The organism is Bradyrhizobium sp. USDA 327 (genome assembly GCF_041262065.1).
Taxonomy (GTDB): domain Bacteria; phylum Pseudomonadota; class Alphaproteobacteria; order Rhizobiales; family Xanthobacteraceae; genus Bradyrhizobium; species Bradyrhizobium liaoningense.
This window is the reverse complement of the sequence record NZ_JBGCCW010000001.1, coordinates 181,255-205,789: the sequence shown is the minus strand read 5'-3', so window position 1 is coordinate 205,789 and position 24,535 is coordinate 181,255. Positions and strand designations below refer to the sequence as shown.

Below are 24,535 nucleotides of genomic sequence, written 5' to 3'. Positions count from 1 at the left end.
GCTTTTCGAAAGCTAGCGCCCCTAGCATGAGGCCGCTGAAGCTAGGCGAACAGTCGTCTGCGCAACAAGACGAACATAGGAGAACGCAATGATCGGAGAAATGATTGGAAGCGCCGCCGGCGGTTACCTAGGCGGCCCGGCCGGAGCGGCAATTGGTTCGGCACTGGGCGGGACCGTGGACAAGGTCTTTGACAAGGTGGTCCACACCTTGGTGCCCGACGAGGGTCACCATGATAAGGCCGAAGACCACAAAGACGCCGGCGAAAAGACCGAGGTGCAATCCAAGCACGAGACTGCCTGCAAGAGCCCGGAGCTGAACCTCGGGCTCAGCACGCTCGGCGGTACGCCCATGTTCCTTTCCATTCCTGCGATCGTCTCGCCGGCCCGCACCTCGTAACAAATCAGAACCAGCGTTATCCCAAAAGAAAGGCAAATAGACATGGCGGTTGACAATGTTGGCGGAAATGGCGGCGCTGCTGGTGCCCAGCAGACCGGCGATAGCGGCTTCCAGAACCAGATGGCTGAATTCGAGCGTGTGAGCCAGAAGGTTCAGGCCCAGGCCGTGGCAATGCGCAGAATTACGACCGAACTCTCGTCCGAGAAGAAGGTCGCCGACGAGCGCGTCCAGTAATTCTGCAAGACGGGTGGCTCACCGCAGTTGCTACCGTCGCCGCGCTGTGAATGACGAAGTCTGGATGAGCCGTACGGCACCGCCGTACGGCTTCTCTCGTTATTCGGGGGATTATCGTGAACGACTCTGTTTCGCTTGAGTTCGAGGTGCTTTCGGGGGTCTATACCGGGCTCAAAGGAAAGACGGCGGGCGGCGAGAGCATTGTGGGCAGCGGCCTCGATGCGGACATGATCTTCGTTGAACAAGGGCTCGAACCGCATCATCTTCGCGTCATCCCGCAGCGCGATTCGATCGAGCTCGAAGCGCTCGCTGCCAGAATCAGCATTGACCGTCACGCTAGCATTGCAACAGGTGAGCGCGTCAGAGTGCCGCTTCCCGCGATCATTCATGCCGGCGCGATGTCCATCCGCTGGTCGGCAGAGGATTTCCAACCAATTGCTTCGAGCAAGCGATCTCGCCGCTCGATCGTGGCACTCAGCCTGATCTTGCTCAGCTCTGTCGCGATCGGCACCGTCTCAATCATCTTTGCCCCCGGCGATAGGGCGGTGGCGCCAAGCACCGGATCATCGCACGCGGTCGAAATTGCCGCTAAACCTACCGTCGATCATTTTGACGCGAGAGCTGCTGATGAAATGGCCGCATCACTGCGCCAACAGATCGAACGAGAGGGCCTTCCTGACGTCAAGATCGGGCACGGGCCCGGCGTCGTGACCGCGGAAGGGACGATTGCGCCGGACCTCGTCGCAAAATGGAAAGAAATCCAGCAATGGTTCGATCGTCAAAGCAATGGTACCCCGACCCTTGTGAACGCTGTCGCGGTGAAAGAGGAAAAGATGCCGTCTTCGATTGCTGTCCAAGCCGTCTGGCGCGGAAGCGAACCTTATCTGCTTATTGCCGGGCAGAAGTATTTCGTCGGCGCGCTCTTAAGTAATGGATGGACCGTTGATCGAATCGAGGATGGACGAGTTCTGCTCAGCCGCAACGGCCGATCTGCCGCTTTGCCCTATTAAGGTCTCTACCCTGCAAAAGAGAAGGAGAAGGCTATGGCTAGGCTGCCTCAGAACTCCGTAGGGCCCGGCAACTCATCGCAGGGGTTAGATGCGGGCCAGCACGCACCAGTCATCGGCTCGCCTCCTTCGCGAGGTGATAAGCTCGAAGTCGGAGGCGCCCATGCGGATAGCGGCACGAAGCGGGCGTCGTGGCAGGATGCGGCTTCGTATGATCTGCCAATTGATGGCGCGAGCGAAGCGGCGCTCGGGGTCGATTCCGTCGGCGCCATCTCACGCGTCACTTTATTCGAAAGCGAAGCAGGAGCGAATGAGGTAGATGCACGCGCGAGATTGGCTTCGCTTTATGGTCCCAATCTGTCCCGCGGACTACTCTCCTTCGTAGTTCCGCGCCTTCGTCATCCCGACGTACTGCGCGCTGACAAGCATGGTGTTCTTCTGGAACGCTTGACGCGAACATTGGAGGCGACGCCGGAAGACAAGACGGCGCGAGAGTGCTTGGCAATCCTGCAGCAGGAGCTGCAGCGGTTACTAATGCTCCGACAAAACCAAAACAGCTTAATCAAGGGTTAGCCATGGCCGATCCTGATGGATTGCATCGCGTCGCCGTTCCCCTGGCTCCAGGAGTCTCAAAATCCGGCGATATTCCGTCGATCTCCGGGCCAGAGCGCGACCTGCTTTGCGCACTCTCATATGTCCATCTCGCGTGCGGGCAGAGCGCACACAGCCTGGCTCTGTTGCGAATTGCAGCTCGCGAGCATTCCAACGACGTCGGTCTACTCCGCATTCTAGCCTACACGCTCATCGCCGAGGGCCTCGGCGAGGAAGCACTCCATGTGCTGGACCGGCTGGACGCACTTGATACGCAACCCTCTTCTCGCATACCGATGACGCTGTTGCGCAGTCACGCGCTACGGCACGCTGGCCGCATGGCCGAGGCTCGCGAGGTCTTCCAGACCTATGTGTCATTGCGCGCGAGTACAGCCCTCATCCGAAAGCAATAGGGATCTATCATGGCCAACACCTTGCGCGGCTTTGTCGTGCGCGCTCCGGCCCACCCGGATTTCATGGTTGCCTTGATGCTGCTTCTAGCGATCGGCATGATGATCATGCCAATCCCAATCATCGTGATCGACATGCTGATCGGCTTCAATCTTGGCTTTGCCATATTGCTGCTGATGGTTGCCCTCTATCTCAGCACACCGCTTGATTTCTCGTCCTTGCCGGGCGTCATCCTGATCTCCACCGTATTTCGGCTGGCGCTGACGATTGCAACAACACGGCTGATCCTCGCCGAAGGCGACGCGGGCAGCATCATTCACACCTTCGGCGACTTCGTCATTTCAGGGAATATTGCGGTCGGAATTGTCATATTCTTGATCGTGACCATGGTCCAATTCATGGTTCTTGCCAAGGGTGCCGAACGCGTCGCAGAGGTGTCTGCGCGCTTCACGCTTGACGCGCTACCAGGCAAGCAGATGGCGATCGATGCGGAGCTACGCAACAGCCACATCGATCAACACGAAGCACGCCGCCGACGTGCCGCCTTGGAACAAGAGAGTCAGCTTCATGGCGCTATGGATGGTGCCATGAAGTTCGTTAAGGGAGACGCGATCGCCGGGCTGATCGTGATCTGCATCAATATGCTTGGCGGAATAAGCATCGGCCTGCTCTCCAAGGGCATGTCGCTCGATGAAGCGCTGCATCAATATACTCTTTTGACGATTGGTGATGCGCTCATTTCGCAGATTCCGGCGCTGCTGCTGTCAATTACCGCCGCGACCATTGTCACGCGCGTCAACGGACCCTCCAAACTCAGACTCGGCGCCGATATCGTTCACCAACTTACCGCAAGTACGGAGGCACTTAGGCTAGCCGCTTGCGTCTTGGTATTCATGGGGCTCGTTCCTGGCTTTCCTTTGCCCCCGTTTGCCGTGCTGGCCGTCCTGTTCGCTGCCGCAAGCTACGTCAAGGTCGGCCCCAAAGACGACAAGCCTGCCGCCAAAATAGGAGCTAGCGCCGCGGCATCGGCGCCGGTTCCTGCAGCGGTCCAAAAGCAGGCCGCACATGCGGAAGCGCTTCCGATCGCGTTGTTCCTTGCACCAAACCTGACGGATTCGATCGACAAAGACGAGCTGGAAGAGAGCATTTCGCGTGTTTCAAGGCTCGTGTCGGCGGACCTTGGCATCACCATTCCGCGGATCCCTGCCCAGATTGGCGACAGCTTGTCCTCGTCGCAGTTCAGGGTCGATGTCGATAGTGTGCCAGTTGAGCGTGATGTGATCAATCCCGGGCACTTGGCACTCAACGACGATGTCGCGAACATCGAATTGAGCGGCATCCCCTTTCAACAAGACCCTGAAACGAATCGGGTCTGGATCGAAGAACGGCATGCAGCGGCTCTCAAGGCCGCCGGAATCGGATATCATCGGCTAAGCGAAGTTCTTGCCTTACGTCTCCATTCCACATTGACGCGCTTTGCACAGCGCCTGGTCGGTATTCAGGAAACCCGCCAATTGCTCGCTCGGATGGAGCAGGAATACCCTGATCTGGTGAAGGAGGTACTGCGTACGGCCACCGTCCCTCGGATCGCCGAGGTCCTGCGCCGCTTGCTCGATGAAGGCATTCCAATCCGCAATACCCGCTTGCTTCTGGAGGCATTGGCAGAATGGAGCGAGCGCGAGCAAAACGCCGTCCTGCTCACCGAGTATGTTCGTGCTACCTTAAAACGCCAAATCTGCTTCCGGTATGCTAATGCCCATCGCGTCGTGGTCGCCTTTATCATCGAGCGTGAGAGCGAGGAAATCATCCGCGGCGCAGTACGGGAAACGGCCGTAGGCCCATATCTCGTCTTGGATGAATGGCAGAGCGAAAAGCTGCTTGCACAATTTCGTCAGATTCATGCGACCATCGCGCAAAGTAAGAGCCAGCCTGTCGTCCTCGGTTCGATGGATATCCGGCGTTTCGTGCGCGGTTTTCTCACGCGCAACGGAATCGACTTGCCTGTTCTGTCCTATCAAGATCTCGCCGCGGACTTCACGGTCCGGCCGATCGGATCCGTCAAGCTTCCAAAGGCGCCTTCCTCAGGAGGGCTCCTAACAGCTGCAAGCTAAGAGTGCGCAGCACTACCTTGTGAGTAGCCGATGAAATCTAATGACACCAGCTTCCGCCGATATCTGTGCTCCGCCAGTCCAAGGCTGCGGCCGGCTCTGCTTGCGATGCTGACTGTTGTGCTGCTCGTTGGTTGCGCTACCGCAGACAAACATGGCCTTTCACCGCAGCAGAGGTCCGCATCAGACCTCGCAGACAGCGAAGAGATCGACCCCGCCGCGCGCGAGCGCATTTCGCACGCGCTTGGCCGAGATGCTGATGAAGGGGCTCTGCGCGACGCATTGAAGCAACAGCCGAACAACATTGATGCGGCTATTCCTCTTGCGCGAGCCCTGCTGGCACGCAACTGTCCGAATGATGCGCTTGAGGTGCTCGACGGCGTGTTATTGGCAACCCCTGGCGACCTGCGCGCATTAAATGCCAAAGCAGTTGTTCTCGATCACGAGGGCCGTCATCAGGAAGCCCAAGAGCTATACCGCCAAGCTCTCGCGGCGGAACCTGCAAACCCGATGCTGCGCAACAATTTCGGACTGTCCCTCGCCCTTCAAGGCAAGATGGACGCCGGCGATGCCAGCGCAGCACCTCAGGCGGGCAGCCGGAAAGCATTGGCTCGTTCAAGATAAGGCGATCAAGAGCGGGCAGGAATAGCGAAGCGTGATGCTTAGCTGTCAGCTTGCCGACAGCTAGGCTTACTATGAGCGCGGAACCCCACTCCGGCGCGGCCTCGCCGACATAACAGGACGTGTTATGTTTCAAAACACTAAAGCTCTATCTAACAGCGAACGTGCGTCCGAGCTCGATGAAATGGGAACGAGCTCGGACGATGGCTCCCACACGGATAGCCCAAGATTCTTGGATGTATTCTCTGCTCTGAGTTTGGCGCCATCGAGCTGCTCCGTTGATGCATCTTTGGCAGCAGTCCCGCCATACGCGCTGGTTGACGAGCGGCCGGTGGTTGAGATCTCAAAATCTTCGTTTGAGAATAAGCTGGCAGATTTTTATGGAGGAGACATAGAGGATATTGCTGCCAATCCGCAGCGATACTCGCGCTGGGTTTCCGAAAAGGCTCACGCACAGCGGACACTGCATTTCGCTTCGGCACGAAGTCTATTTCGGAGAAATCGTGCTTTTTCAGCTATCAGCTTGGGAACAAGAGCGTCGGGCTTCTGAGAACGGAACCCGGAGGCCGCATGAGTGAGCTGTTCAAGGGCAACAATGATTGGCGCCATCAATTTCCTGGACGAGATGAAATCACCTCAACAATAGCTTTCCGGGTTACTCATCCGCTCGTCGAGAACGCGGGCGATATCTTGCTTGAACATCAGCTCCAGATCGACGGAAACAAACCGCTCGTTCTCTCCCACTCTTCCAATCCGGAAGCGAAAGCCCGCGCGGCAGCGTTGGGCTTTCTTGAGGTTAGTGACTCGATGATGGTGCTAGATCCCACCAAGCACGATGACAAATGGAAGAACGAAGGCGGCAATTGGCAGCGGGCGGGTAAGCCGCCTTTGTATCTTGCCGCGACTGAAGACAACAGCGGCAATGCCAAGTATACCGAGAGTGTAGCGAAGCCCGCGAACGATCCGTATGATGAGGAATATGACTTTATGTAGAGCCTACAGGCATCACACGAAGAGCGATTGGCCGGATCGGCGGGGCAAGATCAGGCCTCTATCTCATTTCCTGCTGCATGTACTCTTGAGCACCGACATCTTTTCCGTATCCGCAGGCGGAGTTGGACTGCGCTGTGGGTCCTTTCGTCTGGCGGAATCAAGCCGGACGAGCAGCAGATCGATTATCTCTCGGACTCCGCAGCCTCGTGTTCCTCCTGATCTGCAGCTTGCGCCAGCAAAGAGCCTCCTTGTATCAGCCGAAATGACGCGGTCTATCGGCACTGCGAAGCTACAGCGCGCGATGGCGGCGCACGATCTCCATGACACCCGGTCCTGCCATGTGAGGATCTCCTCCTCTGCCTTCCCGGGAAAAAACTTGCTCGCAAACCGTTTTCAGCCCTTTAGCCGCCGGCAGCGGACGGCATGATTGGTTGGCAGAATCTTGCCGGCATGAACGTCCTCCGGGAGGATCACATCCTCATCAAACCCGCTCGGCACTGCTACATCCACGCCCTTCTGGCATCTTGTCGTTCAGATAAGAGAGAGGAGAAATAGCGAAGTAGTTAACATGCGCCAACCAGGCTCCGGCTTGCAACCGCAAATCACATGACCGCGATCTGCGGTGCCCTTGGTATCCTTAATCTGAGTGACTTGTTGGCAGGTGATTTAAGGACGGTGAGCGGTGCGCTCGGCTTCCCTTTGCCTTACGTAAACCGCGACGGCCGGCAAGTGACTTCCACTGTCTCATCGAAGCTATCGCTGAGCATTTGTTTACCTCGCGCGTCAACAACCGATGGGCTTTTGCGGCAAATCTTCTCAATCGCGCTCCCCCGCGGCACCTGATGCGCGCGGCCGATAAACTACGCTGTTGTCGCACGTTCATCCTGGACTACTTCGGCGCAGTGTACTCAGAGGAGCTGCTCGCTGGCAGACAAATCGTCAAGCCGCTCATCGTGTAGAGCGAGATGTGTGACGGCAAGCTGCTGAGTGTTGTGCCAGCGTATATCGCGCTTGATCTACCCCCAAATCTCCAGAGACGCCAAGTTCTCCTGAGACGTTGTGCGCAAGGTTGTGTTCATGACATGTCGACGGTTACATTTGGCCACCTGAAGCCTTGGACTCGACGACGCGCACCACTCCGGCGGTTAGCGTCTATGCCGGCACGGTCAGATCAGATCGAGCAGCATGCTTCACGCTTCAGAACGACCTGCAGGTGGTTGTGATCCAGGATCATCGCACACCAGTCGTCACTCAGATGATCTGGTATAAGGTCGGTTCCGCGGATGAACCGCCCGGCAAATCGGGGCTTGCGCATTTCCTCGAACACCTGATGTTCAAGGGTACTTCCAAACATCCGGCGGATGAATTCTCCAAGGCCGTGCTGCGCGCCAGCGGCTACCAGAACGCCTTTACCGGGTTCGACTTCACCAGCTACTTCCACCACGTGCCTCGAGAGCACCTCGGCAAGATGATGGAATTTGAAGCCGACCGCATGACCGGTCTCGTTCTCAAGGACGAGAACGTGCTCTCCGAGCGAGACGTCGTGCTGGAGGAATTCAATATGAGGGTCGCCAACCATCCAGGTAACCGGCTTGCTGAGCAGATGATGGCGGCGCTTTACCTCAACCACCCCTACGGCCACCCTATTATCGCGTGGCGCCAGGAAATCGAAAAGCTTACCCGAGAGGACGCGCTTGCCTTCTACCGGCGCTTCTATGCACCTAACAACGCGATCCTGATTGTCGCTGGCGACGTAGCCACCAAGGAAATGCGCTCCATGGTGAAGGAGACGTTTGGCGGCATCCCCGCGCAACCTTCGATTCCCAAGGAACGCCTGCGGCCGCAGGAACCGCCGCCGGCCGCGCAGCGCAGAGTGACACTGGCCGATGCCCGCGTCGAGCAGCCGGCCCTGCGCCGCTATTATCTCGTACCCTCGACTCGCAGCGCGGCCGCGGGCGAGGGTCCAGCGCTTGAGGTGCTCGAGCAGTTGATGGGCGGCGGCATTAACTCATATCTCTATCTCTCGCTGGTTGTCGAAAAGCAGCTCGCGGTCACCGCCAGGGCGAGCTACCACTCTGCCGCGCTCGATCCATCGCTATTCGAGATTTCCGTCATACCAAAGCCTGGCGCCAACCTCAGCCTGATCGAGCGCTGCATCGACGAGGTAATCGCCGGTATTGCCCGTAATCCCGCGAGTGCCGAAGATCTCCAGCGGGCGAAGACGCGGCTAACCGCGCAAGTCGCCTACGCCCAAGACAGTCAGGAACTGCTCGCTCACTGGTATGGCCGCGCCCTGACGACGGGACTATGCATCGAGGATGTACAACGCTGGCCGGACGACATCCGCGCGGTCGGCGCACCGCAGGTGCATGAGGCCGCGCGGATATGGCTCGACAAGAAACGAGCGGTAACCGGCTATCTCGTCAAAGAGTCTACCCCGCAACACTGGGAGACGCTCTAGTGATCCATCCTTGCACTCGACGCGGGATCCTCCTTGGAGGAGCCTCCCTCTCCATGGCGGTGCTCGCTTCGTCAAATTCGCATGCCGCACCACGATCACTGGACCGGACCAGGATCAAGCGTTTGATTTCGTCTTGCGGCATAGAAGCCTGGTTCGTGCAGGACTCCACTGTCCCATTGATCTCGATGGAATATGCCTTCACCGGCGGCGCGGCTCAGGATCCCGCTCAAAGACCTGGCGTAGCCCACATGGTTTCTGGGCTGCTCAAGGAAGGTTCCGGCAAATTTGACTTCAAGACCTTTCATCAGCGGCTGGACCGCCATGCCATTGAGCTGCGTTTTCACGTGACCCATGATCACTTCCGCGGTGCCTTGCGCACGATCAATGACAGCGCGGAGGAGGCCTTCGAGCTTTTACGGATCGCGCTAACCTCGCCGCGTTTTGAGGCCGCCGACGTCGAACGGAACCGTGCCGCTGTGCTTGCGCGCCTTCGGCACGACTCAACCGATCCTTCGTCGCTGGCTCGCCGCAAGTTCCTCGAAGTCGCTTTTGGGGATTATCCCTATGCTCGCCCAGTCGATGGCTACTTGGAAAGCGTGCCGAAGATAGAGGCCGAGGATCTCAAGGGTTATGTCCGGCGCGTCATTGCAAAAAGACACGTTCAAAATCGCGGTGGTCGGCGGGGTTGATCCAGGGGCCGTCTGCAAGCTGCTCGATAAGACCTTTGGCAGCCTGCCGAGCAACGCGGAAGCGATGCCGGTCGCCGACGTCATCGCAGCAAAGCCGCCGCAGCGGGTCTTTATTCAGCTCGATGTGCCGCAGACAGTTGTGACTTTTGGCGGTCCAGCCGTCCGTCGCAGCGAGCCGGGTTTCATGCCCGCCTGTATCGTCAACCACATTCTCGGCGGCGGCGGCCTGACGTCACGCCTGTTCCGCGAAGTCCGCGAGAAGCGCGGACTGGCTTATTCAGTCCGTGAGCAGCTTGTCTGGCTGGATCATTCAGCCATGTTTCTCGGTACCAGCGGCACCTGCGCCGATCGGGCCGGTGAAACGGTTGAAGAAATCGAGAAGCAGGTCCGACAGATCGCCGCGGAAGGACCGACTCAGCAGGAGCTCGATGACGCAAAGTCCTACCTGAAGGGCTCGCAACTGGTAGCTCTCAACACATCATCAAAACTGGCGCGAACGCTACTGCAGCATCAGCTTGACAAGTTGCCTATCGACTATCTCGAAAACCAGAATGCCGTCGTCGATGCGGTGACGCTGGAAGACGCCAAAGAGAGCAGCGCAGCGGCTGTGGGGCGGGGGTCTGCTCACAATTATCGTCGGCCGCGCCCCAAAGGACGCAGCGCAGGCGGCCATTGTGCCGTCCAGGACTACACCCCCGCCGGGCGCCGATCAGCTAGACACCGGCCCGACGACGCCGCCCAATTTATTTTCTAGCAGCCCATGTGCTTAGCTCTCGCGCGCAGAGAGGCCTTTAGCCACTCACCTTTAGCTCGTGGAGATATTCCTCGGCATGCCGAAAAGACGGCGATCTGATCCAGTAGACCTTTGATGGTCTGCGAAGCCATAGTCGGACCGCCTAGCATCCCCCCGATTTGCGCTTTCATCGAGCTCGCAATCTGACGCTACGTAAGACTCGGTCTCCCATTAAAATTTGATAGCGGCAGCGACAGCATCCATAGCGAACCTACGGCAATCCAACGATCACCATGGGCAGACTTTGATTCTTGCCCCGCATATTCCAGCCGCACACAAACCTCACGTAAATCACCAGTACAAGTGATTACTCCCATTGCCGGAGCTGCATCATCACGCGACGTTACTCGCTAGATGTTGAAAACGCTTATCAGTTGCAGAGCTCTCGCATCGGCGGTTCATTGCCCCTTCTTTCCGCCATGTTCGCACCCAAAGCAGTGACGCGCCGATAGCGCACTTTGCGCGCGGCAATAGCAAGAGCTCAGGAGATGTTTCTATGGTGAAGCCAGTGGTAATTGTAGTCGGTGCGGACAAGGGAGGAGTCGGCAAGACGACCGTATCACGAACGCTACTGGACTACTTTAGCGTCAATAACGTGCAAATACGCGCGTTCGACACGGAGTCGCCCCGGGGAACGCTGAAGCGCTTTTACCCCGGGATCACTGAGATCGTCGACATGACTGCGACGGCGGACCAGATGAAGATCTTCGATACCTTGAACTCAGGGCTGTCCGTCACTGTCATCGATGCTCGCGCAGGCCTACTGTCCTCTGCGCTGGCTTCCTTGCGCAACATCGGCTTTCTGGACTCGGCACGGTCTGGCCAGATCACATTTGCCGTGTTCCACATCCTGGGATCATCTATCGCGTCGCTAGACGAGATCGAGGAAACCGCGACTTTCATGACCGGTGCAAAGTACTACCTGGTCAAGAACTTCATCAACGACACTCAATTCTTCCAGTGGGATCAAGCCACTTATAATTCCTATTTTCATCGCATCAAACATGCGACTGAGTTGACCATCCCGAAGCTTAACGAGATGGCGTATGAGCAGGTGGAAGTCGCGTCCGTCCCGTTCATAGACTTCGTCGCGAACAAGGGACGCAATGATGAACCCGCGAACAACTCCTTCGTGCTGCGCGGCTATGTCCGGCACTGGCTGGCAAATGTCTGGAGCGAATTTGATCGCATCAACTTGACGGAATTGGCCGGGGCCAAGTCCGCCACCCGGGCCGGCGAGAAGTAGCCGTATATCCGGCAAGCTCGAGCCCACGCACGGAACGAAATTGATCTGCTGGCTATGTTAGCGACCCCCATCTACATCATCTGCTCACCTAGCCCGCAGGTCGGTAAAACCCTCATCGCTCGGGCCATGAGCGAGTTCTTGCTGCTGAAAGACGGTACAACGCTGTCGTTTGACGTCAACTTGAAAGAGCCATCATTGCTCGACTACCTGCCCAACATCACGGAGACCGCGGATGTGATCGACACATACGGCAAGATGCAGCTGATGGACCCTCTCATCGTTCACGATCGTGTACCCAAAGTAATCGATCTCGGCTTTCACGCCTTCGACGAATTCTTCAAGATGTGCGAGGAGATTGGCTTCGTCAAGGAGACGGCGCGGCGCTGTGTCACCCCTGTCGTACTCTTCGTCGCGGGCGCAGATCGCATCTCCTTTCGTGGTTACGAGATGCTGCGGCGGCGAATTCCCCCGGCCTCGCTGGTCATCATCCACAATGAATTCGCACTGCGCGGCGGATTACCTGAAGCGATGGACGGCGATCGGGTGATTCGAATTTCCGCACTACCGCTGTTCCTTAAGAGATATATAGATCGGCTTGGCTTTTCCTTCACTGGGTATCTGCGCAACGAGAAGGACTGGTCCACCGAGCTGCATCAATGGATCCGGCGGAATTACGGCATGTTTCGCGATCTGGATTCGAGTGTGACGCTGCGAAGGTGGGATCGGCCGCGGGGGACGGACATCGGTAGCCTACGTTGCACGAGGGCGACTTGAAGAGATCGGTCTGATCCCCCATCTATTTGTCTGGCCTATGAGAGGCCGTTGAGCGCTGAGTTCAACGGCGCTCGCAACGTGAACGCATTGCGTTTTGCTAATCTTCTCTTGGATGTCCATCCTATACCATGATCGTCCGCACGGACGCACGGGCGCAATTAACAGAGCTCATTCGGCAATGGCTCATGCAGACAGTCCGTCATGCAGGCAGTCCGTCCCGGAAGGCGTCGATTAAATTTTGACTTTTGTGACCGGCGAGGCGGATCGACGGACCCTCCTTCGGAGGTGCGCTCATAGCTGAAGGCCGAGCTTCCCGAGGACCTGATGCAGGAGCGCGCTTTTGATCGCGCGGGCAATCTCGTTTCGTATCTGGCGCCGAGGACCGGCTCGGCATCGGCATCGCCCGTCAGACCATGCTCAGCCAGTCGCTCATCCAAGCGGGTTTCAAATTGTACACCCATCACGCCGACGAGCCGCTCCTGCATTTCAGCATAATCTTGGGGTACCATACGCCTCACCACGCTTTCCATGGTTGCCATCGCGTCGCTAAATAGTCCCGAAATTCCGCCGCTTCCCGTCCCGCGCCGACGCCTCGGCCCTGGCCACATCGGCCTCGGTCACTTGAGACACATTCATGAAGCGCATGTCGGGAGCGTTGTGCCGCAGCTCCAGGGCGTCCCGCAGCTGGGCTTGGTAGGCAAGATAAACCTCGATCTCGTCGACATCCGCGTCGGGATCGGCACGGCGAAGTGAGTTGCCCCTCTCGCGCGCGATCCCGTCAAGCGCTTCCAAGCGAAACAAGACGCGGTCGTTCTGGAGCAGTTCGCCGAGGCGCCCGTCATAGAGTCCGTCCTCGACATCAGCGTTCAGGCGTGCGGTCTGCATGCCGTTCCAGACCAAAGTAACGCGATCTTCGCAGCTCCCGTTCGCTCCCGAAGCCAACTCGAAATACTGCTCGCGTAAACGGGGCCTGACGGCTGCCTGCCGCAGATCTTCGGCGACCGCCAGGCGGAACGCCTAGTGATGGTAGTTCACGGTCTCTGCAGGCAGGCGCGTCAGCCCATTGCTGATGGCCTAGAGCCGCTGGAGGCCGGTCGAAAGTGTCTCGGGCAGGCTGTCGAGCTGATTGTGATCCACATTCAGGCGGCGCACCTCGGCCAAAATGGGCGCAGGCAAGGCGGTAAGGGACCGAGACGACAGATCTAGCGGCTGATTGAGATCACCCGTCCCCCGCCAAGCCGACGTTCGGCTTACCGCTTGTTGCCGATCCCCATGTTGCCCCTGCCCGTCTTCGGCAGCCCAGTTGGCCAGCACCTCCTCCGGCGAGGCAACCGCTCCGGCAGCGGACGTGTGCACGCCGGCCAAGGTCTCTCCCCACAGCGGTGCGGCCGGAGAGCCTGGTTCGGAGCTTTCCAAATCGGAAGTTGCGGAAGGAATACGAGTGACGAGCTGTTCTGTGTTCATCGATATCGTTTCTTCGGTAGCAAAATGAAGCGAATGCGCCGGGGCGGCGCATCTTAGAACCGCCAATCCTCCACTATGGCTGACGCGCCACCGGCCCACAAGGAGTGAGGTGCGATCCCACAAGCGTGCCGACAGGCACGAATGGCCCGGATACGCTTCTGCAACTAGCACCCACTGCAGACAGTGTAGCGAATCCAGACGGCGTTTCGCTCGCGGATCAATTGATATTGCAGTCCACCGGTCTCGCCTGCGAGCTCTGCGCCCATTGAGCCAAGCCTGCAAGGGAGTAGCGGCGCTCATGATACGAGCGCCACCTGTCGATAACCTGACGCAGTCCGGAGCGACGAAATGACGGATGGCGTTTGTAATTCCGTAACCTTGGGCTCAGCTCTCCGCAGACGAATCACTTTGTGCTGGACCGGCTGGTGGCGGGTGCCGGTCCGCCGGCAGCAGCGCGTTTAGGCCGGCAACTTTGCTGTGACGTGAGGCGAGGCGGCCATACTTCTCCCCGGGGTCAAACGCTTGGGCGATAGCTGAGCTCAAAAGCTTGCAGCCTATCGCGCTAACGCGCTTGGCTACGAGACGCAGCGCGCCCCGATGTCAACACCGCGGGCTCGCTAATTCTCTTCGACGCGGAGTTCCCAGCCATTTTAACATTGGTCACGTGAACCGGCAAACGGCGATCGGGCGGCTCTTCACGGTATCCTTCCGACTGGATAATCGGACAGGTGCATCTGTCACTGGTACGACAGATTTTCTGTGTCGAGCTCAGTGTAGCCTAGCTGCGCCGCGACCAAATAACTCGAGCAGCTAGTGCGCCTTGTTGATCTCGCGTTAAACACGCTTAACCCTATGAGCGCTGGAATTGTGCAGGACACACGTTCGCGGCGCATTGAAACCGCGAGGATCTGCCGCGATTTCTCGCCAAACGCGGCGTAGGATAATATTGACTTATAAGCGTCGCATACATCGGACTTCTCGCCTCCTCCGGACACGAGCGGGCGATACGCCGTTGTCGGCTCAACTATCCGGCAGGAATGCGGAGCCAGGGAACGACCGCTCGACGAGCATCGCCATGTTTTACACTTAAGGATCAACATCCGTGATGACTTCGATTGATGATACGCTAAGTGAGATCAGATGGCTGCGAAACGGAATCTGGCGCTGCCGCCGGCTACTCAACACCGACCTGCCTGGCACCGAACGCAAGGCCCTTGAGAAGCGTCTGCATGAACAGCTCTCTGCCTTTGAACGGCTCTCGTCGACGGCGTTTCCTTTCGCCTTGAGCTCTAAAGTGTATTCGCTCAGGAGCACCACAATCGGGCGAAGCGACTCCCCTGAAGCGCCCATAGAGAACGTCGCAATGGTATCAAGCGGTTGCATGGGGAAATCGATCAGCGGCTAACAAAAGAGGTTTCCTAGCCCAATCTGTTACAGCTCAGTCTAGCCGAAGGTAATCCTGAGAAATCTAAGGCAACCGCGATGAAACAAACGCGCTGATATTCCGGCAATCATTGGCTGTCGCAGCCGACTTAGCCACTTCCGCAAAAATACGTAGTCGCGGGCCACAATGCCATAAATTGATGACAGTACGGTCCACTGCCTCCACAGCTGACGCTGATTGCCCTTGGGACCAGCCACAGAGAGACGAAAGCAACTTCACAAAACCTCGAAGCCGCGAATGGCTACAGCGCTGAACAAAGCGCAACTGCTGCAGCACGAAACTCGAAATTCAAGGCCGCACCACGCCTGGGCAACTGTATCGCTAATCGAGCCAATCCAATCACGGATCGGTCCCACCCAGCCGACTGCGCCTCGGCAGGCTGATGCTCCAGCCCGGTCGACCTTCAGCCACCAAGCTGGCCAACCCCGCCGCCCGTCAGTCTGAATACTTCACTATCGTTCGAGTTCGCAACTGCCGCGTCTCTCGATGAGGGCCTACCGGGCGCTTGTTGAGCGATTGTCTCGGTGCATCGTTTTCGTTTGCCGCGGTTGGCATCATGCGCCGGCATTCGCGGTGCAAGTTTTTGAAATTGTCCCTAAGACAAAACATGGCCACGTCAACATCGCTACGGCCTGTAAAGCGGTCACAGAAGCGGATGACGTCTGATTTGCACGACGCCAAGACTTCCTCGGCTCGCCGATCTCGCGCGCGAGCGTGTCCTGTGCACCATGTCGCAGCGATCGCGATCGCAGCGAGGACGGCTGCAAAGCGATGCGCATTGCAAGTCCAGCCCATTCGTCGCTCTTGATTGACCAAACCCCTCATAAGACGCCTGTGCTTCTCTGTTTTTCTTTGCCCCGAGAGGTGATCTGTTTACCGGATTGGAATGCCTCGGCAGCCATGAGTCTCGCTTCTCGCGGGCCGGCTGCAATGATTGCCGCGCTCCGAATCATTATCCCGCCACTCGCAACACGCATTGCGAAGACCGCGACAAACAGAGATCGGCCGTTTAGCACTTATGTGCCCATGTTGGCTCCCAATATGGTTTTCTGCTTCGCCATGCCTACAACCTGACGTTACGGTCGATTCAAGCACTTTGAGCGCGCGGGCACCGCATATCATCTCGGTCAGCGCTTTCGCCAAGCGACCGTCTACAGGCCTTCTCCGCCGAGTAGATCGGATGGCGCGTCAGTCGGATGGCATGGAGTTGTGCATCATTGACGAGCTCTACGGCCGCATATTCGCCAAAGCACGATCTCGAACGCGAGAGGCTTGGCATGATCCTTGGGTGCCGCCTCACGGCCCTGCATGTGCGGTTGGAGACGCGAGCGTCAAAGTCCTACAATAGGATGCGGCGATTTAAGACGCGGAGTGGAGACAGATAAAACGCCTCCCTTGCCGCTAACCGCCCAGTTATCACTTCGAACGGCACGCGGATTGCTGGGTAAGTATCAGCCAGTTGCCGGGAAGGAAGCGGCTCAGGCGGAGCCGGAGTTCCAATGAGACTTATTCGATTCATGTTAATCGACCTGGCGCTGATGCTGGTCGCACCTGAGAGTGCAGAGGCTACGATCAGCTACTGGGCAGACTTCAAATCGGCTCGCGAAGCTGTGGGATCATTGATGCCGATTTCCGGCCGCGGGCCAGTATTCAGCTTTGGCGTGAGCCGGCATCTTTGCCCCCCAACCTCTCAAGCCGCGCCATTCAACATTCACCAGAAGGCCTCGGCCCGGCCAAGCAGACCAAAGACCTCGCGTTGCTGGAAAGGCGGCGCTTAACTCTTAAGGTAAGCGCGCCGGCCACCGTACCGATTGCCACGATCCACCGGCGTGGAGCTGCTCAACAAGGCTCCGGACTTGAAACCGCTCTGCACGCCTCCCTCCCACTTTATACCCTCTTGCGAGCAGCAGCGCCGTGCTGGAGCGGAATAGACTGGATGGCCAGCAGCATAACGATCACCTCCAGTGCAGCCGCTAGGCTCCTCACTTAGATGGAAGATACAGCACATGGGCGGGTTCACCAAAGAAGCCAAGAAGGGCTATATTGAGGTTGCCTTCAACGGCTCGCTCGCGAGCATTCTGCTTGATACGCAGTTCAGCGTACCGGCCAAAGGCGTCACAGCGATTTTTGGTCCGCCTGGGTGCGGCAAAACTACACTCGCGCGCTGCATCGCTGGCGTGCAGCGTCTGCCGAATGGCTTCTGTGCGATTGATGGGGAGATTTGGCAAGATGAGACGACGTTTCGACCGCCTCATCTGCGTCGCGTCGCATATGTATTTCAGCTACCGATCCTCTCTTCTCATTTGTCGGTACGACGCACCCTTTTATACAACGCGTCAAACTCGGAACCGACACTGATCGATTTTGATGGTGTGGTCGAATTGCTCGGCTTGGCGCCACTGCTCGAGCGTACGCCATCACATCTTTCCAAGACCGAGCGGCAGCGACTTGCCCTTGGCAGTGCGCTGCTAGGCCAGCCTCGGCTACTCCTGCTGGACGATCCACTCATTGTGCGCGACCGCTCCGCCAAATGCGAGATCCTGCCATTTCTCGAACGCATCCTGCAATCGCTTGCGTTGCCGATGATCTACATCAGCCATGACATCACCGATATCGAACGTCTCGCCGATCATCTCGTCATGATGAAAGATGGCACCGTGACTGCGGCCGGTCCGCTCAATGTCACCCAGAGCGACCCGGCGCTCGCCAGCCGCAGTGAAGCGGCAATCTGTCTGGATACTATGGTCGGCGGTTATGACGGGCGCTACGGGCTGGTCAAGCTCCGCCTCAAATCCGCGCGCTTTCTGATACCAGCAGTACCGCTAAGGCCGGGCGCAAGGCTGCGGCTGCGCATCGCTGCCGGCGACGTCAGCATTGCGTGCGAACCTCCGCGCGCAAGCTCTATCCTCAATGTATTTCGAGCACGCATAACGGCCTCTCTGCCGCACGGCGATGCTGAGGTCACCTTGGTTCTGACCCTTGAAACTGGCCACTCTGGCGTGCCGCTTTTGGCGCGCATCACGCGCCGCTCCTTTGATGCCCTACGGCTCAGTATTGGAGCGGAAGTATTCGCGGAAGAGCTATGCGGGAAACTGGGTGATGACGGAATGAGATAGGCGGCGTATCGAGGCGGGTGTCGAGCCTGCCAGAACCTCAAGGAGAGCGATACGCCATGAACGAGCATAGCAACATTGTCCCACTGCGTCAGCCCGATGAGATCGACGATCCACTGACGAATATTTTGCGATCTGGTGCTCGGCAGCTGCTTGCGCAGGCTGTCGAGATGGAAGCCGAGGCGTTTCTCGCCGCGATGAAGGGCTTGAAGCTTCCCGATGGCCGCGACCGCCTCGTGCGGCACGGCCATGGTCCAGTGCGGACGATCCAGACGGGGATCGGCGCCGTCGAAGTCGCCCGGGTAAAGATTCGCGATCGCGCGGTGACCAGCGATGGCGAGCGGATCCGCTTCACCTCGGCGATCCTGCCGTTGTGGGCACGGCGCACGAAGAGCTTGGATGCACTTTTGCCGGTTCTGTACCTGCGAGGCATCTCGACGGGCGACTTCCAGGAGGCGCTGGCGGCGCTCCTGGGCAAGGATGCGCCGAATCTTTCTCCGGCGGTGGTTTCCAGACTGACGACGGAGTGGCAGCTCGAGTACGAGCGTTGGCAGAAGCGCGATCTGTCGGCGCGCCGGTACGTATACGTGTGGGCGGACGGCGTCTTCCTGCAGGCTCGCATGGAAGACCACAGCGAATGCATGCTGGTGCTGATCGGCGCGACGCCGGAAGGCAAGAAGGAACTCATCGGCTTCCAGGTCGGCGTGCGCGAGAGCACGCAGAGCTGGCACGAACTGCTCGTCGAGGCGAAAACCCGTGGGCTGAAGATCGCCCCGGAAATCGCCGTCGGTGACGGCGCGCTCGGCTTCTGGAAGGCGCTCGACGAGGTCTTTCCCGCCACGCGACATCAGCGGTGCTGGGTGCACAAAACCGCGAATATCTTGAACAAAGTCGCAGTGTCGGTACAGGCCAGCATGAAGAAGGATCTGCGCGAGGTCTATTTGGCGTCCAACCGAGCTTCGGCCGAAGTGGCGATCGATGTCTTTGCCGAGAAATACGGAGCGAAGTACGACAAGGCGGTCGAGTGCCTGACGAAAGATCGCGACGCAATGCTTGCGTTCTACGAATTCCCCGCCGAGCATTGGGACCACTTGCGGACGACGAATCCCATCGAAAGCGTGTTCGCGACGGTCCGGCACAGAACGGTGCGCACGAAAGGTTCGTTATCGTCAACGACTGCCAAGTTGATGGTGTTCAAGCTGCTCTGCGCCGCATCAAAGACCTGGCGGCGGCTGAAAGGCACAAATCAGTTGCCGAAGGTCAGCGCAGGTGTCAGATTCGAAAACGGCATCGAGGTCATCCAAGTGCCGGAAAACCACGCCGCCTGATCGCCTCGTCACCCAAAATCCCGCATAGCTCTTCGCGGAAGTCGCGCGCGCCGTTCCGCTCGGGCTGCCGAGCGGTGGCTTGTAAGGCCTGCCACATCCCCATGAGCACCTTGGACGGCTATGTCTGGACGCGAGAAACACACCAGCAAGATCGCGGCCATCATCGATAGTCTAGATGAGATAGATTCGAATAGCGCTCCGGGCAGTTCTTTACCTGCCAAAGACGATCTTGAGGCTACCTGCCGATTCCGCTTTGGATGTCGCGCAGCGAGGAAGGCATCACCTTACAGGTGCAGCGGCACTCGAGGGGGGCACACACATTATGCTCGCAAGCGAACGTTGCGAGGGGAGAACAGATCTCGATTTCCCAACCGTTCGGCAGCAGAACAATCCGGTCTTGACAAAAACGGTTGCCGAGGCTGCGCCCGCCGTCTCCCGGGCGCTTCGCAGCAGGACCCCATCTCCTTGCGATCAGCAAATTCGCCAAACAACGGGAATGAGCTGACCGGACCTGCGCGCCGAATCGTTACGATAGCCAGGCGTACCGGACTTAACAGACGTTCCGAAAAACATGCCTTGCGGCCGGCGCCGTTCAACCCCAGCTGCGGCTATTGGTCGGAACGATACCGGGCGGCGCACGCCCATCGAAACCCTTCGCCATTTGCGGAAGCCGCCTTAGCTCCCGCGTCCGCTGCTGCGCCGCCTCGATGCCTTGCGAACGCGCCGATTGTGGACCTTGAACGGCACGACGTCGCAGTTACCAGCGGCGAGCGCCAAACTGCCATAGCCCGGCCAGGCCGGCTGTGCAGTGCCTACCGGTCGGGGACGAGATTGCTTCGGTTTAGGTCTGGCTGCCGTCTTCCCGCCAACCGCGTAGCCAGAGCTGGCCCCGGTTGTTTGGACAGCGCCCCGCTGGATTTAAGTGGATTCCTGCCGGGTTATGCTGAACGCGGGGCTTTACGATTTTGTCGTTGCGTCGGGAGGGCGTAGCCCGACCAGAGCGACGACAAAATCGTCGGCGACGGTCATGCGGCCATCACCATAGCTTGCGTGCCGAAGTAAGCCTCGTCGGGCGTGCGCCCGTCAAGGCTCGAGTGAGGGCGTCCCTGATTGTAGAAGGCCAGATACTTGGCAATTGACGCTCGCGCCTCGGACACGCTGTCGTAGGCGCGGAGATAAACTTCTTCGTATTTGACCGTGCGCCAGAGCCGCTCGACAAACACGTTGTCGCGCCAGGCGCCCTTGCCATCCATGCTGATGGCGATCTTCGCGTCCAGCAGCACATCGGTGAACTCGAGGCTGGTGAACTGGCTGCCCTGGTCCGTGTTGAAAATCGCGGGCCTGCCGTGCTTCGCCAACGCCTCCTGGACCGCTTCGACGCAGAAGGCCGCCTCCATTGTGATCGAGACGCGATGGGCCAGGACCCGTCGGCTGAACACATCGACGACCGCCGCGAGATAGACGAAGCCACGCCGCATCGGAATGTAGGTGATGTCCATTGCCCACGCATGGTCGGGCCGCTCGATCTTCAATCCGCGCAACAGGTACGGGTAGATCTTGTGACCCGGAGCCGGCTTGCTCGTGTTCGGGCGACGATAGACCGCCTCGATCCCCATGCGCTTCATCAGCGTCGCGATGTGGCGGCGACCGGCGTATACCCCCTCCCGCCGCAGCAACGATCGCAGCATACGCGCTCCCGCGAAGGGATAATCGAGATGCAGCTCATCGAGCCGACGCATCAAGGCAAGGTCCTCGGCCGAAACTGGCCGAGGTTCATAGTAGACCGTGCTGCGAGCCAGCTTCAGGACCTTCGCCTGGCGCACGATAGAAAGATCATGACCGCGGTCGATCATCGCTTTGCGCTCAGCAGGCCCGCCTTGGTGAGCGCGCCGGACAAAAAATCGTTTTCCAACGCCAGCTCGCCGATCTTGGCATGCAACGCCTTCAAATCGACCGGCGTCTCGGCCGATGTCTTGTCATGCCCAAACACGCCGGCGGCGCCTTCCAGGAGCTGGTTTTTCCAGATCGTGATCTGGTTCGGATGAACATCAAACAGTTGCGCCAGCTCCGCCAGTGTCTTGTCTCCTTTGACCGCAGCCAAAGCAACCTTCGCCTTGAATGCCGGAGAATGCGTCCGGCGGCTCTTCTTCGTCATCTTCGCTCCTGATTCGCAGCAAGAATCCTCGCCGCTGTCAGGCAGAAAATCCACTCAAGCTACTGTCCGAATTTGCGGGGCCAGCTCTGCCAGCGCCCGTGTACTTTCGTGCTCAAAGGCGCCTGTATCCAAGCCGCTGGGCTGGTCTTGTTGCGCCAATTCTAGGTCTAAGAATGCGTGGCATATGGTTTGCTCCACCAGTGAGGTCACGATCTACAAAAGCAAGTTTGTGAGGACACCATGCTCGGAATTGGAAGTCAGTTGCCGCCATTCGACATCACAGGCGTGAAGCCCGGTTTTCAAGCGCAGGAAGAGGAAGGGCAGAGTGCGTTTGAGACGCTGACCGAAATGAGCTTTCCGGAGAAATGGAAGATCATCTTCTTTTACCCAAAGGACTTTACCTTCGTCTGCCCGACAGAGATCGCAGAATTTGCTCGGCTTTCCAAGGAATTCGCTGACCGAGATGCGGTTGTACTGGGTGGCTCGACTGACAACGAGTTCTGCAAGCTTGCTTGGCGGCGCTCACATGTCGACCTGCACAATCTACCAATCTGGCAATTTGCCGACACAAAGGGAACGCTCGTCGATGGCCTCGGGGTGCGTTCACCCGAAGGGGTTGCCTATCGTTATACCTTCATTGTTGACCCCCAAAACACGATTCAGCACGTCTATGCGACCAATCTGAGTGTGGGCCGCAGTCCTAGGGTCCAGACTCAATTGAGCCAATATGCGACGAGAGCGGCGAGATGAACAGCGGCCAAAAAATTACGGGCGAGCTTGTCATATCGCGTGGCGATGCGCCGGAAGTCCTTGAGCCTGCAAAAGCAGCGTTCGATGACATTTCGTCCTTTGTAGGCGCGTTTGTTGAAGCGATGGATGACGACACGGTTAGATTTATTGGGGATTACGGGCTTGGCGCCACGACGAATGATTGCGCCGCGAAGCTTGTCGCCATCATACCCTTTGTCGGCGAGGAGCACGCTCATGGGTGGCGCGAGCGCCAGGACATCGGGAGCCGCAGCGATATCGGCATCCTGGCCTGGAGTCAGATGCAGGACGACCGGCCGGCAGAGCGGATCGCTCAGCGCATGGATTTTTGTCGTGCGGCCTCCGCGCGAGCGGCCGATTGCTTGATTGTGCTCCCCCCTTTTCCGCCGGAGGCACACCGGTGAGCTTTAATCGAGGTCGAGTCGAGCGACAGTACGACGCCGTCTTCGCCAGGCTTGGCCAGCGCTTCGAAGATTGCGCACCATCGTCCTCGCTTGGCCCAGCGATTGAAGCGATTGTAGATCGTCGTGTAAGGGCCGTATTCACGTGGACAATCACGCCATCGTGCACCCGATTGCAGCATGTGAATGATACCGCTGACGATGCGTCGGTCGTCGTCCCGATCCGGCCCCGTCAGTCCCCTCGGCAGATGCGGTTCGATACGCGCCCATTGCCTGTCGTTCAGCCAAAAACAAACCAGCGCGCATTCTCTCGCCCCCGAATCAACACGTAGGCAAGAGAATCACGTGGCGCTATTTAGGTACAGACCCTAAGGACACACTCCGCGTTCTAGACGCGCTGCAAACCGACGAGCTCTGTCCCTGCAACCGCGAAATCGGCGGGGAAACACTGAAGGTTGCGTGACGCAGCATGTCGCCGATCGAACAAATCTACGACAAGATTCCCGATTTCGCGAAGGATGTCAGGATTAACTTGACCTCCTTGATGGCCGATGAGACGCTTTCGCCGCGGCGAAAATACGGGGTGCTGGTAGCGAGTGCAGTTGCCACCCGCAATTCAGCCCTGATTGCCGCGGTGGAATCGGCAGCCTCGGGCGTGATGACATCTGTGGCGATCGCCGCAGCGAAAGCTGCGGCCTCCGTAGTGGTAATGAACAATGTCTACTACCGCTTCGTTCACCTCGCTTCCAACCCAGAATACAAGACGATGCCGCCGCGGCTGCGCATGGACGTGATTGGCAATCCCGGCGTGGACAAGTCCGATTTCGAGCTGTGGTCGCTTGCTGTCTCCTCCATAAACGGCTGCGGTATCTGCATTGATGCCCATGAGAGGACATTGAGAGCCGCGGGCGTCAATTCGGAGACGATCCAGACCGCCGTGCGCTTTGCTGCGATCACACAGTCAGTGGCGATCGCACTCGAGGCCGCTGGGCCTGCCTCCCCTCAGGCAGGAGACTGATCTTTTCTCTGCCATCAGATCGACGGCATCGTGGCGCTACTCAGTGGCGCCACAACGAGCCTTTTGCTGCTTATCTGCATGTCACGTCTTGCGTCGCGTTGCGATGACGGGTGTCTTCTCAAACAACCCGGCGCTATGCAGGTGACAGTGAGCGCGCCACAGATACAGTGAGATTGCGTCGGCTAACGCCGCACCACCCTTCGCTCTGTCATCACCCAAACTTGAACAGAACACCATATCCGCCGCGCGGGTGGCTCCATTCGATGTCGCCGGTCGGCTCGGCGATCACGCGGCAGGTACCGCATTCAATGCAGCCATCAACTGTAACTTCGACCTGGCCGTTGTCGTTGAGCTCGTAGCATCGCGCCGGGCAGGCCTTCAAAAGTGTGAGGAGCTGCGGCGATGGCGTCTTGTGCGCACGTACCCTGACGTGAGGGTGCCCGGCGTCGACAAGATAACGGTTGTAGTACAGCTTGTCTTCGACGCGCACGGAGGGTTCGACATTCATGCTTTTGCCTT

The 24,535-nt window shown here is 58.4% G+C and carries 18 protein-coding genes and 3 pseudogenes; 16 read left to right on the top strand and 5 right to left on the bottom strand.

Features of this window, described 5'->3' with window-relative positions; genetic code table 11:
* Positions 1 to 88: 88 nt before the first annotated feature.
* The 12 genes and pseudogenes from ABIA42_RS00965 to ABIA42_RS00910 all read left to right on the top strand — a co-directional run bounded on the left by ABIA42_RS00965 (position 89) and on the right by ABIA42_RS00910 (position 12,325).
* A complete protein-coding gene (locus tag ABIA42_RS00965) occupies positions 89 to 397 on the top strand; it encodes a hypothetical protein (RefSeq protein ID WP_011084613.1) in 309 nt (102 codons plus the stop codon).
* A gap of 42 nt (positions 398 to 439) precedes the next feature.
* Positions 440 to 631, top strand: a complete 192-nt coding sequence (locus ABIA42_RS00960) for a hypothetical protein (RefSeq protein WP_014497948.1) — start codon at positions 440 to 442, stop codon at positions 629 to 631.
* 116 nt (positions 632 to 747) lie between these two features.
* Positions 748 to 1,641, top strand: a complete 894-nt coding sequence (locus tag ABIA42_RS00955; RefSeq protein ID WP_011084612.1) for a hypothetical protein — start codon at positions 748 to 750, stop codon at positions 1,639 to 1,641.
* Between the two features lie 33 nt (positions 1,642 to 1,674).
* On the top strand, positions 1,675 to 2,211 hold the full coding sequence (locus ABIA42_RS00950) for a hypothetical protein (RefSeq protein ID WP_011084611.1): 537 nt from the start codon (positions 1,675 to 1,677) through the stop codon (positions 2,209 to 2,211).
* A 2-nt stretch (positions 2,212 to 2,213) separates the two neighbouring features.
* Positions 2,214 to 2,642 carry a M48 family metallopeptidase gene (locus ABIA42_RS00945; RefSeq protein ID WP_011084610.1) on the top strand — a complete coding sequence of 143 codons (429 nt, stop codon included), beginning with the start codon at positions 2,214 to 2,216 and terminating at the stop codon, positions 2,640 to 2,642.
* A 9-nt stretch (positions 2,643 to 2,651) separates the two neighbouring features.
* Positions 2,652 to 4,751 carry a type III secretion system export apparatus subunit SctV gene (gene sctV, locus ABIA42_RS00940; RefSeq protein ID WP_011084609.1) on the top strand — a complete coding sequence of 700 codons (2,100 nt, stop codon included), beginning with the start codon at positions 2,652 to 2,654 and terminating at the stop codon, positions 4,749 to 4,751.
* A 30-nt stretch (positions 4,752 to 4,781) separates the two neighbouring features.
* Positions 4,782 to 5,372 carry a tetratricopeptide repeat protein gene (locus ABIA42_RS00935; protein ID WP_370115791.1) on the top strand — a complete coding sequence of 197 codons (591 nt, stop codon included), beginning with the start codon at positions 4,782 to 4,784 and terminating at the stop codon, positions 5,370 to 5,372.
* A gap of 567 nt (positions 5,373 to 5,939) precedes the next feature.
* On the top strand, positions 5,940 to 6,362 hold the full coding sequence (locus tag ABIA42_RS00930) for a hypothetical protein (protein WP_011084606.1): 423 nt from the start codon (positions 5,940 to 5,942) through the stop codon (positions 6,360 to 6,362).
* Between the two features lie 1,114 nt (positions 6,363 to 7,476).
* Positions 7,477 to 8,823, top strand: a complete 1,347-nt coding sequence (locus tag ABIA42_RS00925; protein WP_018647480.1) for a pitrilysin family protein — start codon at positions 7,477 to 7,479, stop codon at positions 8,821 to 8,823.
* Between the two features lie 53 nt (positions 8,824 to 8,876).
* Positions 8,877 to 10,282 (top strand): annotated as a pseudogene (locus tag ABIA42_RS00920) (M16 family metallopeptidase).
* A gap of 519 nt (positions 10,283 to 10,801) precedes the next feature.
* Entirely contained in the window at positions 10,802 to 11,551 is a 750-nt protein-coding gene (locus ABIA42_RS00915; RefSeq protein WP_011084600.1) for a hypothetical protein, read from the top strand.
* A gap of 54 nt (positions 11,552 to 11,605) precedes the next feature.
* Complete coding sequence (locus ABIA42_RS00910) at positions 11,606 to 12,325, top strand: hypothetical protein (RefSeq protein ID WP_370115793.1); 720 nt, start codon at positions 11,606 to 11,608, stop codon at positions 12,323 to 12,325.
* Positions 12,326 to 12,871: 546 nt separating this feature from the next.
* On the opposite strand, the gene ABIA42_RS00905 is transcribed toward ABIA42_RS00910, so the two are convergent.
* A complete protein-coding gene (locus tag ABIA42_RS00905) occupies positions 12,872 to 13,315 on the bottom strand; it encodes an NEL domain-containing protein (protein ID WP_240536560.1) in 444 nt (147 codons plus the stop codon).
* A gap of 84 nt (positions 13,316 to 13,399) precedes the next feature.
* On the bottom strand, positions 13,400 to 13,789 hold the full coding sequence (locus ABIA42_RS00900) for a hypothetical protein (protein ID WP_014497954.1): 390 nt from the start codon (positions 13,787 to 13,789) through the stop codon (positions 13,400 to 13,402).
* 3,450 nt (positions 13,790 to 17,239) lie between these two features.
* Here ABIA42_RS00900 and modC point away from each other — a divergent pair.
* A complete protein-coding gene (modC, locus tag ABIA42_RS00895) occupies positions 17,240 to 18,349 on the top strand; it encodes a molybdenum ABC transporter ATP-binding protein (protein ID WP_014497956.1) in 1,110 nt (369 codons plus the stop codon).
* A 7-nt stretch (positions 18,350 to 18,356) separates the two neighbouring features.
* Positions 18,357 to 19,674 (top strand): annotated as a pseudogene (locus ABIA42_RS00890) (IS256 family transposase).
* A 1,025-nt stretch (positions 19,675 to 20,699) separates the two neighbouring features.
* On the opposite strand, the gene ABIA42_RS00885 reads toward ABIA42_RS00890, so the two are convergent.
* A protein-coding gene (locus ABIA42_RS00885) for an IS3-like element ISRj2 family transposase (protein WP_109866565.1) occupies positions 20,700 to 21,829 on the bottom strand; the annotation gives its coding sequence in 2 pieces (ribosomal slippage) (positions 20,700 to 21,577 and positions 21,577 to 21,829; 1,131 coding nt in all).
* A gap of 240 nt (positions 21,830 to 22,069) precedes the next feature.
* Between ABIA42_RS00885 and ABIA42_RS00880 the strand changes: the two genes are divergently transcribed.
* Positions 22,070 to 22,579, top strand: a complete 510-nt coding sequence (locus ABIA42_RS00880; protein WP_370115795.1) for a peroxiredoxin — start codon at positions 22,070 to 22,072, stop codon at positions 22,577 to 22,579.
* Here ABIA42_RS00880 and ABIA42_RS00875 read toward each other — a convergent pair.
* Positions 22,543 to 23,326, bottom strand: a pseudogene (locus tag ABIA42_RS00875) (IS5-like element ISBj2 family transposase). The gene ABIA42_RS00880 and the pseudogene ABIA42_RS00875 overlap by 37 nt on opposite strands.
* Positions 23,327 to 23,467: 141 nt before the next feature.
* Between ABIA42_RS00875 and ABIA42_RS00870 the strand changes: the two are divergent.
* Positions 23,468 to 24,016 (top strand): carboxymuconolactone decarboxylase family protein, encoded by a 549-nt coding sequence (locus tag ABIA42_RS00870; RefSeq protein ID WP_011084585.1) that lies wholly within the window; start codon positions 23,468 to 23,470, stop codon positions 24,014 to 24,016.
* Positions 24,017 to 24,227: 211 nt separating this feature from the next.
* On the opposite strand, the gene ABIA42_RS00865 is transcribed toward ABIA42_RS00870, so the two are convergent.
* Complete coding sequence (locus tag ABIA42_RS00865) at positions 24,228 to 24,524, bottom strand: ferredoxin family protein (protein ID WP_011084584.1); 297 nt, start codon at positions 24,522 to 24,524, stop codon at positions 24,228 to 24,230.
* Positions 24,525 to 24,535 lie beyond the last annotated feature (11 nt).

Excerpts from the sequence above, each read along its gene's own strand:
- modC (WP_014497956.1), top strand. The coding sequence starts at position 17,240 with ATGGGCGGGTTCACCAAAGAAGCCAAGAAGGGCTATATTGAGGTTGCC.
- sctV (WP_011084609.1), top strand. The coding sequence starts at position 2,652 with ATGGCCAACACCTTGCGCGGCTTTGTCGTGCGCGCTCCGGCCCACCCG.
- ABIA42_RS00945 (WP_011084610.1), top strand. The coding sequence starts at position 2,214 with ATGGCCGATCCTGATGGATTGCATCGCGTCGCCGTTCCCCTGGCTCCA.
- ABIA42_RS00930 (WP_011084606.1), top strand. The coding sequence starts at position 5,940 with ATGAGTGAGCTGTTCAAGGGCAACAATGATTGGCGCCATCAATTTCCT.
- ABIA42_RS00935 (WP_370115791.1), top strand. The coding sequence starts at position 4,782 with ATGAAATCTAATGACACCAGCTTCCGCCGATATCTGTGCTCCGCCAGT.
- ABIA42_RS00880 (WP_370115795.1), top strand. The coding sequence starts at position 22,070 with ATGCTCGGAATTGGAAGTCAGTTGCCGCCATTCGACATCACAGGCGTG.
- ABIA42_RS00865 (WP_011084584.1), bottom strand. The coding sequence starts at position 24,524 with ATGAATGTCGAACCCTCCGTGCGCGTCGAAGACAAGCTGTACTACAAC.
- ABIA42_RS00870 (WP_011084585.1), top strand. The coding sequence starts at position 23,468 with ATGTCGCCGATCGAACAAATCTACGACAAGATTCCCGATTTCGCGAAG.
- ABIA42_RS00965 (WP_011084613.1), top strand. The coding sequence starts at position 89 with ATGATCGGAGAAATGATTGGAAGCGCCGCCGGCGGTTACCTAGGCGGC.
- ABIA42_RS00960 (WP_014497948.1), top strand. The coding sequence starts at position 440 with ATGGCGGTTGACAATGTTGGCGGAAATGGCGGCGCTGCTGGTGCCCAG.
- ABIA42_RS00950 (WP_011084611.1), top strand. The coding sequence starts at position 1,675 with ATGGCTAGGCTGCCTCAGAACTCCGTAGGGCCCGGCAACTCATCGCAG.
- ABIA42_RS00910 (WP_370115793.1), top strand. The coding sequence starts at position 11,606 with ATGTTAGCGACCCCCATCTACATCATCTGCTCACCTAGCCCGCAGGTC.
- ABIA42_RS00900 (WP_014497954.1), bottom strand. The coding sequence starts at position 13,789 with ATGAACACAGAACAGCTCGTCACTCGTATTCCTTCCGCAACTTCCGAT.
- ABIA42_RS00915 (WP_011084600.1), top strand. The coding sequence starts at position 10,802 with ATGGTGAAGCCAGTGGTAATTGTAGTCGGTGCGGACAAGGGAGGAGTC.